Below are 14,969 nucleotides of genomic sequence, written 5' to 3' on the forward strand. Positions count from 1 at the left end.
GAACTAAAACCGTGAATTGCTACTCAGAGTTTCTGAAAGGCTGGTGAAGCCCTTCAATGCTCCTATGTTGTGTTAAGTGTTGGCAGATATCTGGACCCCGCCCTAGCGGTCCGGAACTTGGACCCCGAACTTCCCCCTCCCCATACGAAGTCCGGGGTTTTTTTTGCCCGCGATTTGGCTTATTCCGCCTCTTCGCTGCCCTTGTCTGCCAATTCCATCCAGTCGGCCAATACAGTGTAGGCCTCTTCCAGGCCCATGCGCTTGGACGCCGAGAACAACTGGATGGTGATCGTCTCGCCCCACCCTTTGCGAATTTCCGACTGCACTTTGAGCAGGGTGTTCTTGGCTGCGCCGTAGGTGAGCTTGTCTGCCTTGGTCAGCAGGATGTGCATCGGCATGCCGCTGGCGACAGCCCAGTCGAGCATCAGCAGATCGAAGTCGGTCATCGGATGGCGGATGTCCATCATCAGAATCAAGCCTTTCAAACTCTCGCGGCTGCCCAGATAGGCTTCCAAATGGCGCTGCCAATGCTGCTTGAGCGGAATCGGTACTTTCGCGTAGCCGTAGCCGGGCAGGTCGACCAAACGGCGTTCATCGTCTAGCTTGAAGAAGTTCAAGAGCTGCGTGCGGCCCGGAGTTTTCGAGGTGCGTGCCAGGCTTGCATGGGTCAGGGTGTTCAGCGCGCTGGATTTACCGGCATTGGAACGCCCGGCGAAAGCCACTTCAAAGCCTTCGTCGTCGGGGCATTGATCGACTTTGGCGGCGCTGAGCATGAAGGTGGACTGTTGGCACAGGCCAAGGATGGGGTTCTTCAGTTGCATGGGATTTCCGATGTGGGTGGCGTCGGGAATGGACGCGGCAAGCTGTGTCGTTTCCGTTTCAGTGACGCCAGTATATAATGCCGCAGATTTTGTGTGCGCTTTGTCCCAGCGTAGGATGAAGCTCACGGGAGCGACCGACTGAAATTGCGCACTAGAACGCAGCTCGCTCTCAACCCTGAAAAGGTCGTTTTATGACGAAATGGCTGCTAGCTGCCGGTGTCTTGATGCCGCTTTACAGCGCTCAGGCTACACAGGATCCGGAAGCTGTGTACAACCGTGTTTGTGGTGCCTGTCATTCCGGCCAACTCCCCATGGCACCCCGCAAGGGTGATCAGGAAGCTTGGACGCCGAGGTTGGCGAAAGGTATGGAGACGCTGGTGCAACACGTGACCCAGGGTTTCAAGGCGATGCCGCCGCGTGGTTTGTGCATGGACTGCAGTGCCGAGGATTACCGAGCCATCATCCAGTGGATGAGCGAGTAAACCCGGTCCATAACTCTTTAACCCTTAGCCGTAGTTGGATTAGCTGATGAACAAACTGATCGTGAGTCTGCTGTTGACATTGGGGATATCCGGCGTAGCCCATGCCGCTGGCGATGCCGCCGCCGGCCAGGCGAAAGCCGCCGTATGTGGGGCCTGCCATGGTCCGGATGGCAACAGCATGGCACCAAACTTTCCAAAACTGGCGGGCCAGGGCGAGCGTTACCTGACCAAGCAGTTGAAGGACATCAAGGACGGCAAGCGTGTCGTGCTGGAAATGACCGGCCTGCTGACCAACCTGAACGATCAGGACCTGGCGGACATGGCGGCTTATTTCGCCAGCCAGAAGGGCAGCGTTGGCGCCGCCGATCCAAAACTGGTCGCACGTGGTGAAGCGCTGTTTCGCGGAGGCAACCTGGAAAAGGGGCTTCCAGCTTGCACCGGTTGCCACTCGCCTGACGGCAAAGGTAACGCAGCGGCCGGCTTCCCGCACCTTGGGGGCCAGCACGCTCAGTACATTGCCAAGCAGCTGACTGACTTCCGCAAGGAAGCAGACGGTCGTAACAATGATGGCGAGGCGATGATGCGCACCATTGCCCGCAAGCTGAGCGACGAAGAGATCGCGGCGGTGGCCAGCTACATCCAGGGCCTGCACTAAGACCGTTGGCCGGGCGTTGTGAGGGTTTACATCTCTTGCAACGTTAACGCTCGATTAATCTGTCGATGCGAACATCAAAAGGGTGGCTTTGGCCGCCCTTTTTTGTGGCCGCTACCGTTACACTAGCGAACTTGAACCCGTCACGGCCTGTCTGAAAAACACGCCTCGCGAGGTCACCTCATTGTCCAGGAGTAAAGCATGCGTAATCTGATCATCAGCGCCGCGCTCGCCGCTGTCAGCCTGTTCGGCATGGCCGCCCAAGCCAACGCCGAGGAATCGAAAGCCCCTTACGTCGAATTGAGCAATCCCGTTCCGGTGGCCGTGCCTGGCAAGATCGAAGTGGTGGAACTGTTCTGGTACGGCTGCCCGCATTGCTACGCGTTCGAGCCGGTCATCAACCCATGGGTCGAGAAACTGCCTTCGGACGTTAATTTCGTACGCATTCCGGCCATGTTCGGCGGCCCATGGGACGCCCACGGCCAGATGTTCCTGACCCTCGAAGCCATGGGCGTCGAGCACAAGGTTCACGCTGCAGTGTTCAATGAGATCCAGGTTGAGAAGAAGCGTCTGACCGATCCTGAAGAAATGGCTGAATTCCTCGCCACCCAAGGTGTGGACAAGGACAAGTTTCTGGCGACGTTCAACTCCTTCGCCATCAAGGGCCAGATCAACAAAGCCAAAGAACTTGCCAAGAAATACGAGATCACTGGCGTACCCACCATGGTCGTCAACGGCAAATACCGCTTTGATATCGGTTCGGCCGGTGGTGCTAACCAGGCGCTGGAGCTGGCCGACCAGCTGATTGCCAAAGAACGAGCGGCAACCAAGGCCGCCGCCAACTAAGCGCGGCGCTGACCATGGCCCGCTGGAGCACCGAACGCGTCGTTGGCCTGCATGAACCGCGGGTCAATGAGCATCATATCGCCTCCACGGGCCTGCCTGCCGACAACTGTCTGCGGCTGCTCAGTTTCAATATTCAGGTGGGCATCAGCACAGAGCGTTACCGGCATTACCTGACCCGTGGCTGGCAACATCTGCTGCCGCACACCGGACGCGCCGTCAACCTGCAGAAGATCGGCGACCTGCTGAAAGATTTCGACCTGGTGGCCTTGCAAGAGGCCGACGGTGGGAGCCTGAGATCGGGCTACGTCAATCAGGTGGAGCATCTGGCTCAACTGGGTGCTTTCCCCTACTGGTACCAACAACTCAATCGCAACCTCGGACGCCTGGGCCAGCACAGCAATGGTGTGTTGAGCCGCCTGCGGCCGTGGGCGATAGAAGACCACCCGTTACCCGGTCCCAAGGGACGCGGAGCGATCCTGGCGCGCTTTGGCGAAGGTCCGGAGGCGTTGATCGTGGTCATGATGCACCTGGCCCTTGGGGCTCGTACCCGAACGATGCAACTGGCCTACATCCGCGAGCTGATTGGTGACTACAAGCACCAGGTATTGATGGGCGACATGAATACCCATGCCAACGACTTGCTGCAAAATTCGCCGTTGCGTGATCTTGGGCTGCTCGCCCCCCAACTCGAAGCCACATTCCCCAGCTGGCGCCCCCAGCGCTGTCTGGACCATATTCTGTTGAGCCCCACCTTGACCCTCGAACGGTTCGAGGTGCTGGCTCACCCCATTTCCGACCACCTGCCTGTCGCGGTCGAAATTCGTCTGCCGGGTTCGCTCACGGCGGATGCATTCCCCGCACTGAGTCCTGCCCCTCGCGGATCCCATGAATGAGCGACGAAGCCGAACGCTGGAGAGAGAAGTACTTCAAGAGCATCGAACAGCAAGAAAAGCTCGAGCGCCGCTGGGCGGCTCGGCTCGACTTGCTGCGTCGCGGCCTGGTGCGCAGTACGCTGGCCGCCGAAGGCACTGACCGGGCGGTCGATCAGTGCATGAAAGAAATGCGCGAAGTGGTGCGCAGCGATGACATGGATGCCGCCCTCGCCGCTCTTTTGCCCCGCCTGGAAAAAGCTGTGCTTGATTCCGAGCAGCGTCGCGAGACTCGGGTCGAACAGGTGAGCGCCGCATTGACTTCCCTGGTCGCTCAGTTGCAAACCTTGCCGCTGCCAAAGGAAGTCAGCCGGCCCTTGAAAAAGTTTTCCAAGCAGTTGGAAGACCGGGTGGACCAGGCTCGGGAGATTCCTTTGCTGCTCAGTGAACTGAGCAGCTTGCAGGGCCAGGCGCTGAGTGTGCTGGAAGCGCCCACTGAACCGAATCGTCCCGGCCTTCTGCAACGGTTGTTTGGTGGCCACGGCCAGGAAGAAGCGGCGCCTCCGCCGCACGAACCTGCCCAGCGCAGCGCGGTGCCGGTTTTGGAAACGACACCGCCGGCACCGGCACAGTTAGCGACTGACGCTGCGCCTGTCATAACTCCAGCTCCAGCCCCGGCAATGTTAGCCGGACCCGTGGCAACGGTGGATGAAGCGCCTGAACCGGTCGCGTTCATTCCGCCAATGGTCGATCCCGATCCAGAACGCTCTCCGTCGCCGGTATCCGAAGCTGCCGAGCCGACTCTGGAACGAGATGAAGCTACCGAGCAGGAGGAGGCAACCGAGCCGGCACCGATTCCCACGGAACAGGCGGTGCCGGTACCCGCCCTTGGGAACCCTGATGAGCTGATGCCCGAGGAGCCGCCGCAAGCGCTGGACGAGTCGCTGCCCCTCCCGGAAGAGCCCGTCGAACCCTCGGCCGCGGTCGAGCCGGCAGCGTCTGAGCCGGAGGACGACCATTATGAACTGCCCGACTCACCGGAGCCGTCCTACAGTTCGGTGGCCAGGCATATAGAAGACACCCTGTTGGGCCTGCTGGGCGATCTGACCCTGCCCGAGCGTCATCGTCCCCAGGCCGAGGCCATGCGCGAACGGCTGCAAAATGGCTTGAACTGGTATGAATTACTGCCAATTCTCGACGATCTTGCCGTGCTCATGCTGGCAATTACCGACACCGGCCAACATGAATTCGAAGCGTACCTGCAGCGCCTCAATGATCGGCTTGAGTCCTTCCAGAGCAGTTTACGGGCAGCCAGTGAAGACCATGCCGATAACCAGTCGGCCTCCCGGGAAATGGACACGCAGATTCGCGAGCAGGTGGATGGCTTGCAAAGCAGCGTGCAGGAAGCTGATGACCTGGAAGGTCTCAAGCAAGTGCTGGAGAACCATCTTGAAGGCCTGCTTGGCACGATGGACCAGCACCAGAAGCAGCGCGATCAGCGCGAGCAGGAAGTGTCGGCTCGCCTCAAAAGCCTGGCCGAGCGCGTCGCGCTGATGGAGCAGGATGCCCAGGTTGTCCGGGATAATCTTGAAGAGCAGCGGCAAAAAGCGCTTATCGATCCGCTCACTGGGCTACCTAACCGCGCCGCCTGGTCCGAGCGTCTCGAACAGGAAGTTGCCCAATGGCAGCGGCACGGCAACAGTCTGCTGCTGGCCATGCTCGATCTGGATCACTTCAAGCGCATCAACGATAACTACGGCCACCTGGCAGGTGATCGGGTGCTGAAGATCATCGCTTCGGTGCTGCGCAGACGTTTGCGTGGCAGCGATTTTATCGCCCGCTTTGGCGGTGAGGAATTTGTCCTGCTGGTGCCCGACACACCGCTGGCGGCCGGGGCAAGACTGGCCGAGTCCCTGCGCGCAGCCATCGAGGCCTGCCCGTTTCACTTCAAGGGTGAGCCGGTCACGATCACCGTGTCCGTGGGCATGACCGCGTTCAAAAGCGGGGAGCACAGCGATTCGGTGCTTAAAAGAGCCGATCAGGCGCTATACAGAGCCAAAAATGCCGGGCGCAACCGAGTGGAATGGGGCTGAAGGCAATTGTTCCATTTTGTGAATCCCGCTATACGAGCCAGATCATCGCAACGCGATACGTTACACTGTTGCATTACCCCCAGCGTGTAATGCACCTTGCCATGAAATTTTTTTCGCTCATTGCCTTCTTACTGGTTCTGGCCGGTTGCGCCAGCGGCCCCAGGCTCGATACCAGCCACCCTTCAGTCAATCATGACAACCGTATCCAGTTCGTGGTGCTGCATTACACTTCCGCTTCCCTGGAGCGGTCCCTGGCTTTGCTCACCCACGGCGAAGTCAGTGCGCATTACCTGATCGGCGATGATAAAAGCGCGACCGTCTACAAGCTGGTAGATGAAGGCCGGCGCGCCTGGCACGCCGGAGACAGTGAATGGGATGGCCGGACCTGGCTCAATTCCAGCTCCATCGGCATTGAGATCGTCAATCCCGGTTTCGTCGATACGCCCACCGGGCGCCTCTGGTATCCCTACAGCGAAGCTCAGGTCCAGGCCTTGATCGCCTTGCTCAAGGACATCTCCCAGCGTAATGGGATCAACCCGCGCAACATCATTGGGCATAGCGATATTGCCCCGATGCGCAAGCTTGACCCTGGGCCGCTGTTTCCCTGGAAGCGCCTGGCGCAAGCTGGGGTGGGGATTTGGCCAGACGAGCAGGCGGTAATCCGCCAGCAGGCGGTTTTCGCGGCGCAGGTACCGAACGCCAGTTGGTTCCAGGCCGAGCTGGCCCGTTTCGGTTACCCGACGCCCCGCACCGGCGAATGGGATGTGGCCACTCATCATGTGCTCGCTGCCTTCCAGATGCGCTTCCGGCCGACCCGGTTCGACGGCATGCCGGATGCGCAAAGTGCGGCTATCCTGCAGGTGCTCAACCAGACAAAATAATGACGCCCGTCCGACGGTCAGGGCTAAATCCAAATCAGAAGCTATAACTCATTGGTAACTTTCGGATTACCAATGATGACGCCTGCCCGCGAAACCCTGCAAAGCTGGCTCCATCGCCCGTTTCTCCTGGCGATGATGGCGGCTGTCCTGAGTACCGTGCTATTGCTGGGCGCCAGTCTGTTCGTGGTGATGCAGCAAATCCAGCAGCGCGAAAGCGACCAGATGAATGCTCAGGGCGAGCGCTTTCTGCAGCGACTCGAGCAGCTTTTCGGACAGTTGCGCGAAAGCCTCGACGATCTGCAAAACCAGCCGTTGCGCAGATGCGACGACGACATGATCGCGACGTTGCAGCAGGTCAGCTTCAACTACCGTTTCGTCTACGAAGCGGCGTATATCGATAGCAGCGGGGTTTGTTCCAATCGTCCACGCCGCAGCGGGTTATCGGTGATCCGACCGCCTGACATCCGGGGCCCGACCTACAGCTACTGGCTCAATACCACCACCGAGCCGGATGAAAACCGTGCTGCATTGATGCTGGGGCGTGGCAATTTTCGCGTTGCGACTTCCCGCGGGCATCTGACCGACGTGGTCGACCTGCCCCCCGGCAGTAGCCTGCTTGTGGTGCTCGATCATGGCGAGCGGGCGATACCGGTGCTGGGCACCGATCAATACTGGCCGCCCACGGAGCCTTGGCCCTCGAAAAGCCGCAATGCATTGCAAGTGACGCAGAACCGCCTGATCTATCGGATGCAGACCGACAGCCCGGAATATCAACTGGTGCTGATTGCTCAACGCAATGGTTTCAATATTCCCTCCAACGCCTGGTGGTTGCTGCCCATCAGCCTGATGCTGGGCCTGGGGATTGGTTTCCAGGTATTCCTGCTGGCGCGTCAGCGCCAATCGATGGACGCCGAGCTGCACGGGGCCATCCGGCGCGGGGAATTGCAGGTGCTGTACCAGCCGATCTTCGACCTGCGCAGTCGCAATTGCGTCGGTGCTGAAGCCCTGTTGCGCTGGCGGCGCCCGGACGGCACCCTCACCAGCCCGGATCTGTTCATTCCGATGGCAGAGAACACCGGGCAGATCCGTCAGATCACAGACTTCGTGCTGCAACGCCTGTTCGACCAGTTGGGTCAGCTGCTGCGGGCCAATCCGCAGCTCTACATCTCGGTGAACCTGGCAGCGTGCGACGTCATGGTGCCACGTATCGGCGAAGTGATCGCCCGCCTGCTGGCGTTGCATCGGGTGTCGGCGCACCAGATAGCCTTTGAAGTGACCGAACGCGGATTGGTCGATGTCCTGGTCGCCCGGGATAATCTGCAATCGCTGCGCGATGTCGGGCATCAGGTGTTGATCGATGATTTTGGCACGGGCTATTGCAGCCTCGCCTATCTGCAAACCTTGCCGGTGGACTGCTTGAAAATCGACAAAGCCTTCATTGACGCCCTGGGGCACGATGCCGCCAGCAGCGGTGTGGCCCCGCATATTATCCGCATGGCCCACGCGTTAGAGCTCAAGGTGATTGCCGAGGGCATCGAGCATGAAGCCCAGGCGTCTTACCTGAGCAGCGAAGGCGTGACTTTCGGGCAGGGTTGGCTGTTTGCCCATGCGCTCAGTGCCGTGCAGTTGATCGAGCTGATTACCCGCGGCCGGCGCCTGTTGGGGCGACGCCTGGACGATGAGGCCTGAGCCGACTCAGACCGCCAGCGCCATATAGAACTGGGTGCCCTGCCCCGGCCGTGAATAAACGCCCATGCGCCCACCGTGGAGCTGCACGATTTCCTTGCACAGCGCCAGCCCCAGCCCTGCGCCGCCCTTTTTGCGACCGACCTGGACGAAAGGTTCGAAGATCCTTCCCTGCTGGCCGTAGGGAATGCCCTCTCCATTGTCCTCGACGCTGATGATCACCCGCTCGCCGTGACGACGGGCCTGCAGGCGGATCTGACCGTGGTCGCCCGTGTGACGCATGGCATTGTCGATCAGGTTATCCAGCACCCGGTCCAGTTGCGCAGCGTCGGCATGCAGGCGCGGTAAGGGTCCCTGGATCGCCACGAGCAATTGGATGCCCTTGGCCTGGGCCTGTGCGGCAAACCGCAGCCGGGCCGACTCCAGCAGTTCTTCGATGGAACAAGGTGCCAGCGTCAGCTTTTGCAGGCCGTTCTGGTAGCGGGAGAAGTTCAGCAGGTCATTGATGAGCTGCATCAGGCGCTGCATTTCTTCGTTGACGGTGTTGAGCAGATCGGCTTCGCGCGATTCCTCAGGAAAATGCACGCGCTCCTGCAACAGGCCGAACGCCATGTGCATGCCGGTCACTGGGGTACGCAGCTCGTGGGACGCGCGCAACACGAACTCACTGCGCACCCGTTCGAAAGCGCGTTGTTCGGTGACATCGTGCAACACCATCACCGCCCCGAGGATGTGCCCCTGGGTATGGCTGACGGGGGTGAGGCTATACGTCAGCAACCGCGACTCGCCATCCACTTCGATGCTCAAGTCGTCCGGCGCCCGCTCCAGCGTTCCCCCGCGCAGCACCAGTTGCAGTTCCTCATCCAGATCCTTGCGTTCCAGCGCCTCGCCCAATCCCTGGCCCAGGCGCTCCTCGTCCCAGCCCAATTGACGCTGGGCCACCGGGTTGAGGTGCTCCAGGCGACCCTGGCGATCGATCATCAGCAAGCCGTCGTCGATGCTGTCGAGTACCGCTTGCAAGCGTTGCTGGCCGGCGAGCAGCTCATCGACGTTGGTGGCCTGATGCTCGCGCAGAGCCTGGGCCATGATGCCGAAGCGTCGGGTCAGCAAGTTCAATTCCGAGGCCGAGGAGATCGGCAGCGTCACCTCGAAGTTGCCCTGACCGATATTATCCGCCGCCGCCGCCAGCGCCTCGATCGGCGCCCCGAAACGTCGGGCGATACCGTGGGCTGTGATGAAGCCGATGATCAGCACTGCCAACCCTACCAGCCCCAGTAATCCGGAAATCAGCAACGCGCGCTCGCGAGCTTTGTTCTGGGTGTCGCTGATGTTGTTCAGCGCCTGCCGATACGCGTCGATCAAGCCCGTGCGCAGCACGTTGAATTTTTCGGTGAGGTTCTGGATACCGGACAGTTGGGCCGGTAGCTGGCGAGAGGCTGAAAAAGCCTCCAGAAAACTGATGTAATCGGCTTTGGCCTTGCTGAAGCTGTCGGCTGAATCGTCCAGCACCTGTTCGTGGGCGATGCCCTCGTCGAGCAACTCGAAGTATTGCCGTTTGGATGCTTCCAGAGCCACCAGGTCGGGCTTCTCATCGAGCATGATCATCAACTGGTCGCCCAGGGTCTGACGCAGCTTGAGGCCCAGGTCGAGCAGGATGAAGTTGTCGCGCACCGATTGTTCTTGGGTATTGGCCATCTGCACCACGCTGACCAGGCCAAGCAACAGCCCCAGCAATGCCACGGTAATCAGCGCCGAGATACTCAGAAACAGCCGTGTGCGCAGCTTCATCGCCAGTTTCATAAGATGACGCTCACAGGTTGTACTGCTTGCGTTTGCGATACAGCGTGGAGGCATCGATTCCCAGAGTCTTGGCGGCCTGATCCAGCGTGTCGGCCGTGGCCAGCACTGCGCCAATATGCGCCTTTTCCAATTCGTCGAGGCTTAGCGCAGCCCCGATTCGCGGTGCATTGTTGACGGGTTGCTCGGCCATGCCCAAGTGGCTGATTTCGACTTTTTCCTGCGCGCAGATGATGCTGGCGCGCTCGACCACGTTGCGCAGCTCCCGGATGTTGCCAGGCCAGCGATAGCCTAGCAGCGCTTCACGAGCCTCGTCGCTGAAGCCGCGCGCCGGGCGGGCGTATTCCTTGACGAAGCGCGCCAGGAAGCGGTCGGCCAACGTCAGAATGTCTTCGGCCCGCTCGCGCAGTGGTGGCAGATGCAGGGTAATCACATTCAGGCGGTACAGCAGGTCTTCGCGAAAGCGCCCGTCGCGCACCATGTCCTCAAGGTTGAGGTTGGTCGCCGCGAGGATTCGCACATCGGCACGACGGGTCACCGGATCGCCGACCCGTTCGTATTCCTTGTCCTGAATGAAACGCAGCAACTTGGGCTGCAATGTCAGGGGAAAATCGCCGATTTCGTCGAGAAAAAGCGTACCGCCGTCGGCCTGGTTGACCCGTCCCAGCGTGCTTTCACTGGCGCCGGTAAATGCACCGCGGCTGTGGCCGAACAGTTCGCTTTCCATCAACTCAGCGGTCAACGACGGGCAGTTGATCGTGACGCAGGACTTCTTCGCGCGTTTGCTCCAGCCATGGATGGCTCGGGCCAGTTCGCCCTTACCGGTGCCGGACTCGCCAAGGATCAGAATGTTGGCGTCAGTGCTGGCGACCTGGCGAGCGGTTTCGAGCACGACTTTCATCGCCGGGCTGTGGGAGTCGAGGCCGTCATTGGGTTTGCGCACTTCCCCTTCCAGGGCTTCCAGTCGCGCCGATAACTGGCGCACCTCTAACTGTTTGGCGGTCGCCAGGCGCAGTTGATCGGGGCTGCAAGGCTTGACCAGATAATCGGCGGCGCCCGCCTGGATCGCATCAACGGCGGTGTCGACCGCCGAGTGGGCGGTGACAATCACCACCCGCATCCAGGGTGCCTGGATGCGCATTTGCGCCAGGACATCAAGGCCGTTGTCTTCTCCCAGGCGCAAGTCCAGAAAGCACAGGTCAAACACCTGCCGCTGCAGCAGGGTGTCCGCCTGGGCAGCGCTGTTGGCGGTGGCGACGCTGTAGCCTTCGTCTTCCAGGCAATAACGGAATGTACGCAGGATGGCGGACTCGTCGTCTACCAGCAGAATGCGGCCTTGATGCTCAGTGGCGGATTCCATTTTTCCTACGCTCCTTTAATGAATGATGTTGGTTAGTGTCAGAAAAATCGGGCAAGTTGCATGGTCGTTTCTGAGGGGATATTACCCACCGACAGCGTACTTGCGAGTGTCTGACTCCTAAAAGGTTGATTTAGGTCCCTTTTTTGCGCCCGCGGCCGCCTCGTACGGTATGGCTTGCCCATTCCGACATCTATTTCCGACGGGCAATTCAAAAAGATTCTATCGCGTCTATCTCCGCCGTTCGTGCATTACGCACGACCTTTGTCGTGGCCATCGTGCAGGATGCGCTCCGGCTGGCTCGCAAGTCATCCATAACTAATTGATTTTAAAGATATTTATATCGCCAAAAATTCTGGCATGCCGAGTGCAATGGTTAGCTCAACGTGGCGTCAAGGCGCCTCAACCAGGTCACCACTCGGGGTGGGGAGGAATTTCAGGATGAATCGTCAACGTGCCGCTCAGTTTCGAATCTCTGCCCTGCATGTTCAGCAGGGTTTGTGGGCAGCAGTGGCCCTGCTGATCACGCTTGTGGCTGGCCAGCAGTTGATGCTTTGGCATCAGAGCCAACAGCCTGAAGCGCCTCTGTTGTCAATTCAGCGCGCCCCGCAAACTCATTTCAGCGCTGTCAGCAGCCTCTCGGATATTTCCGCCTCGATGCGAATGATGGAAGTCGATCAGTCTGTGAACGGCATGCCCCACCAGGAGCGCTGGGTGTTTTAACTCGATGAACCGGTCGTCCACTGCGCCGGAACCATCACTGCAAGACCCTAACTAAATAGAAAAGCGTAAGGAGAATCACCATGTTGAGCTGGGCAATTACTTTCCTGATCATTGCCATCATCGCCGCAGTACTGGGCTTCGGTGGTATCGCAGGCACCGCCACGGGCATCGCCAAGATTCTCTTTGTCGTGTTCCTGGTGATGTTCATCGCTTCCTTCTTCTTTGGCCGCCGCGGCCGAGGCTGACCATGAGCGTCGCACTCAAAGGATTGGTCGCTGCCCTGCTGCTGGGCGGCGGCACCATGGCCATGGCTGCCAACGACGGACAGATGCGGGTCAATCAGTTGCTCAAGGCCGACCCGCAATATGTCGAGACTTGGCAGCAAGTGGTTAAAAAGGAAGAACGCCTGCCGGAATGGGTGATGAACCTGTCAGGCGATTCGCAGCAGATGAATGCTGTCGAGGAAGATGGCGACAAATACCTGGTCGGTCCGTTGTGCGAAACCCAGGCGACATGCCGCAGCAAGCGCTTGTTCGTCGCTTTCAGTTTCGACAAGGACGAGGCTTATGCATTGCTGGTTGAAGTCCCTGCCGGACTTCCGGCCGACAAGTCGCCGACACGTCATGCTGATTACCGGTTCCTCGGCAATCCTGATGAAGGTATGCAAGAACTGTTAATGGAGCAACTCAAGAAAGATCCGAACTGGTACTGATTCTGAAAGCGAGAAAAGCACGTTGTTTTTCTCCTCTGCACAGTCCGAAGAGGGCCGATGCATGACCAGGGGGCCGGGACGCTCTGCCCGTCTAAGGGCGCAGTGACCTACGGGCACAAGGGGTGCCTGCGAAAGGGCCGGGTCAGGAAAAAGCTTCCACGCAGGTTCGCACAGTCATGACGACTGGCGAACTTGCGTGGAGCTTCGTGCGTTGTAAAGTTCATGCCAGAGCGGTTGGCTATCCTGGCGTCTGCGCCACCCCTGCGTACCACCATCGTTTTTCCACGCTGCTCCACTCCCCCGCATCCGACCGTATATCGGAGATTTATCCGCCCGGTCCGCTCTTTCAAGTGTGCTTCATTCTTCCGTCCTTTGAGCGCTTTTTACGAGGCCGGACAAAAACCCCGTTGCGCGGAAAATGGCCGGTTCACGGCATTTTTGCCTGCCGAAATGGCGTATTCGAACCGATGGGTACGCACGTTTTATTTCAAAGACATCATGCCGATTCGGCATAGGGTAGGCGTTTACGGCATTAGACGCCCCTCCTTTGCATCGCAATAGTTGCGCCTTTTTTCGCCTGCCAGTGCGCCTTTGGCGCGTACTCGGGGTGACCTTATATGGGGGCAGCGGCACGCATTCGTATCGCCATCGGGTGGTTCGGTTTGTGGCAGTTGCCCGAGTCCAACTGAAGTAAGGGTAAAGATATGAAGAAGGCAAGACTAAGCCTCGCCTGGCAGATCCTCATCGGTCTGGTGCTCGGGATTGCAATTGGCGCGCTGCTCAACCATTTCAGTACCGAGAAGGCCTGGTGGATCAGCAACGTGCTGCAACCGGCAGGCGATATCTTTATCCGTCTGATCAAGATGATCGTGATCCCGATCGTGATTTCTTCGCTGATCGTCGGTATTGCCGGGGTCGGTGACGCCAAGAAACTCGGGCGTATCGGCCTCAAGACCATCCTCTACTTCGAAATCGTCACCACTGTCGCCATCGTCGTCGGTTTGCTGTTGGCCAATTTCTTCCAGCCGGGCAGCGGCATCGACATGAGCACCTTGGGTACGGTGGATATTTCCAAGTACCAGGCCACGGCCGCCGAGGTTCAGCATGAACATGCGTTCATCCAGACCATTCTCAATCTGATCCCGTCGAACATCTTCGCGGCGGTGGCGCGTGGCGAGATGCTGCCGATCATTTTCTTCTCCGTATTGTTTGGCCTGGGTCTGTCCAGCCTGCAATCGGATCTGCGCGACCCCCTGGTGAAAATGTTCCAGGGCGTCTCGGAAAGCATGTTCAAGGTCACCCACATGATCATGCAATACGCCCCGATCGGCGTGTTCGCCCTGATCGCGGTGACGGTTGCCAACTTCGGCTTCGCTTCGCTGTTGCCATTGGCGAAGCTGGTGATCCTAGTTTACGTCGCCATCGCGTTCTTCGCCTTCGTGGTGCTGGGGCTGATTGCACGTCTGTTCGGCTTCTCCGTGGTCAAACTGATGCGCATCTTCAAGGATGAGCTGGTGCTGGCCTACTCCACCGCCAGCTCCGAAACCGTGTTGCCACGCGTGATCGAGAAGATGGAAGCCTACGGTGCACCCAAGGCGATTTGCAGCTTCGTGGTGCCGACCGGTTATTCGTTCAACCTCGACGGTTCGACCCTTTACCAGAGCATCGCGGCGATTTTCATCGCTCAGTTGTACGGCATCGATCTGTCCATCAGCCAGCAATTGCTGTTGGTGCTGACCTTGATGGTGACCTCCAAAGGCATCGCCGGCGTACCGGGTGTCTCTTTCGTGGTGCTGTTGGCGACCCTCGGCAGTGTCGGTATTCCGCTGGAAGGTCTGGCGTTCATTGCCGGTGTCGACCGCATCATGGACATGGCCCGCACCGCGCTGAACGTGATCGGCAATGCCCTGGCCGTGCTGGTCATTTCCCGCTGGGAAGGCATGTACGACGATGCCAAGGGCCAGCGCTACTGGAATTCCCTGCCCCACTGGCGCAGCAAAGAGCCGATGCCGGCGGGAGAAACTGCCAGCCGTTGAGGCGCATGATCCCT

Annotated in this window: 14 protein-coding genes; 11 read left to right on the top strand and 3 right to left on the bottom strand. The window is 59.3% G+C overall.

Going from position 1 to position 14,969, the window contains the following annotated elements:
* Nucleotides 1-179: 179 nt before the first annotated feature.
* On the bottom strand, nt 180-821 hold the full coding sequence (gene yihA, locus CRX69_RS27065) for a ribosome biogenesis GTP-binding protein YihA/YsxC (RefSeq protein WP_107323183.1): 642 nt from the start codon (nt 819-821) through the stop codon (nt 180-182).
* Between the two features lie 191 nt (nt 822-1,012).
* Between yihA and CRX69_RS27070 the strand changes: the two genes are divergently transcribed.
* The 7 genes from CRX69_RS27070 (at nt 1,013) to CRX69_RS27100 (ending at nt 8,333) form a co-directional block, all read left to right on the top strand.
* Entirely contained in the window at nt 1,013-1,303 is a 291-nt protein-coding gene (locus CRX69_RS27070) for a c-type cytochrome (RefSeq protein ID WP_003196231.1), read from the top strand.
* A gap of 46 nt (nt 1,304-1,349) precedes the next feature.
* Nucleotides 1,350-1,958, top strand: coding sequence for a c-type cytochrome (locus tag CRX69_RS27075; RefSeq protein ID WP_047229787.1), 609 nt, complete (start codon nt 1,350-1,352; stop codon nt 1,956-1,958).
* Nucleotides 1,959-2,156: 198 nt separating this feature from the next.
* Entirely contained in the window at nt 2,157-2,801 is a 645-nt protein-coding gene (locus tag CRX69_RS27080) for a thiol:disulfide interchange protein DsbA/DsbL (RefSeq protein ID WP_047229788.1), read from the top strand.
* A gap of 14 nt (nt 2,802-2,815) precedes the next feature.
* Nucleotides 2,816-3,694 carry an endonuclease/exonuclease/phosphatase family protein gene (locus tag CRX69_RS27085; protein ID WP_047229789.1) on the top strand — a complete coding sequence of 293 codons (879 nt, stop codon included), beginning with the start codon at nt 2,816-2,818 and terminating at the stop codon, nt 3,692-3,694.
* Entirely contained in the window at nt 3,691-5,763 is a 2,073-nt protein-coding gene (locus CRX69_RS27090; RefSeq protein WP_107323184.1) for a GGDEF domain-containing protein, read from the top strand. The genes CRX69_RS27085 and CRX69_RS27090 overlap by 4 nt, the downstream gene beginning before the upstream one ends.
* A 101-nt stretch (nt 5,764-5,864) precedes the next feature.
* Complete coding sequence (locus CRX69_RS27095) at nt 5,865-6,644, top strand: N-acetylmuramoyl-L-alanine amidase (RefSeq protein ID WP_047229791.1); 780 nt, start codon at nt 5,865-5,867, stop codon at nt 6,642-6,644.
* Between the two features lie 75 nt (nt 6,645-6,719).
* Entirely contained in the window at nt 6,720-8,333 is a 1,614-nt protein-coding gene (locus CRX69_RS27100; protein WP_076386507.1) for an EAL domain-containing protein, read from the top strand.
* A 6-nt stretch (nt 8,334-8,339) separates the two neighbouring features.
* Here the strand turns inward: CRX69_RS27100 and CRX69_RS27105 are convergent, their stop codons facing one another.
* Together CRX69_RS27105 and algB are read right to left on the bottom strand one after the other, a co-directional pair.
* The gene (locus CRX69_RS27105; RefSeq protein WP_047229792.1) at nt 8,340-10,130 is read right to left on the bottom strand and encodes an ATP-binding protein; all 1,791 of its coding nucleotides are present in this window, start codon (nt 10,128-10,130) and stop codon (nt 8,340-8,342) included.
* Nucleotides 10,131-10,140: 10 nt separating this feature from the next.
* Nucleotides 10,141-11,487 carry a sigma-54-dependent response regulator transcription factor AlgB gene (gene algB / locus CRX69_RS27110; protein WP_047229793.1) on the bottom strand — a complete coding sequence of 449 codons (1,347 nt, stop codon included), beginning with the start codon at nt 11,485-11,487 and terminating at the stop codon, nt 10,141-10,143.
* A gap of 438 nt (nt 11,488-11,925) precedes the next feature.
* Here algB and CRX69_RS27115 point away from each other — a divergent pair, with 438 nt between their 5' ends.
* From CRX69_RS27115 to gltP, 4 genes are all read left to right on the top strand, one after another.
* Nucleotides 11,926-12,207: a hypothetical protein gene (locus CRX69_RS27115; protein ID WP_047229794.1), complete on the top strand. Its 282-nt coding sequence runs from the start codon at nt 11,926-11,928 to the stop codon at nt 12,205-12,207.
* Nucleotides 12,208-12,287: 80 nt separating this feature from the next.
* Nucleotides 12,288-12,452 (top strand): DUF1328 domain-containing protein, encoded by a 165-nt coding sequence (locus CRX69_RS27120; protein ID WP_003177151.1) that lies wholly within the window; start codon nt 12,288-12,290, stop codon nt 12,450-12,452.
* Nucleotides 12,453-12,454: 2 nt separating this feature from the next.
* The gene (locus CRX69_RS27125; RefSeq protein WP_047229795.1) at nt 12,455-12,919 is read left to right on the top strand and encodes an inhibitor of vertebrate lysozyme family protein; all 465 of its coding nucleotides are present in this window, start codon (nt 12,455-12,457) and stop codon (nt 12,917-12,919) included.
* Nucleotides 12,920-13,623: 704 nt separating this feature from the next.
* Nucleotides 13,624-14,955, top strand: a complete 1,332-nt coding sequence (gene gltP, locus CRX69_RS27130; protein ID WP_047229796.1) for a glutamate/aspartate:proton symporter GltP — start codon at nt 13,624-13,626, stop codon at nt 14,953-14,955.
* Nucleotides 14,956-14,969 lie beyond the last annotated feature (14 nt).

Source organism: Pseudomonas rhizophila (assembly GCF_003033885.1).
GTDB lineage: Bacteria > Pseudomonadota > Gammaproteobacteria > Pseudomonadales > Pseudomonadaceae > Aquipseudomonas > Aquipseudomonas rhizophila.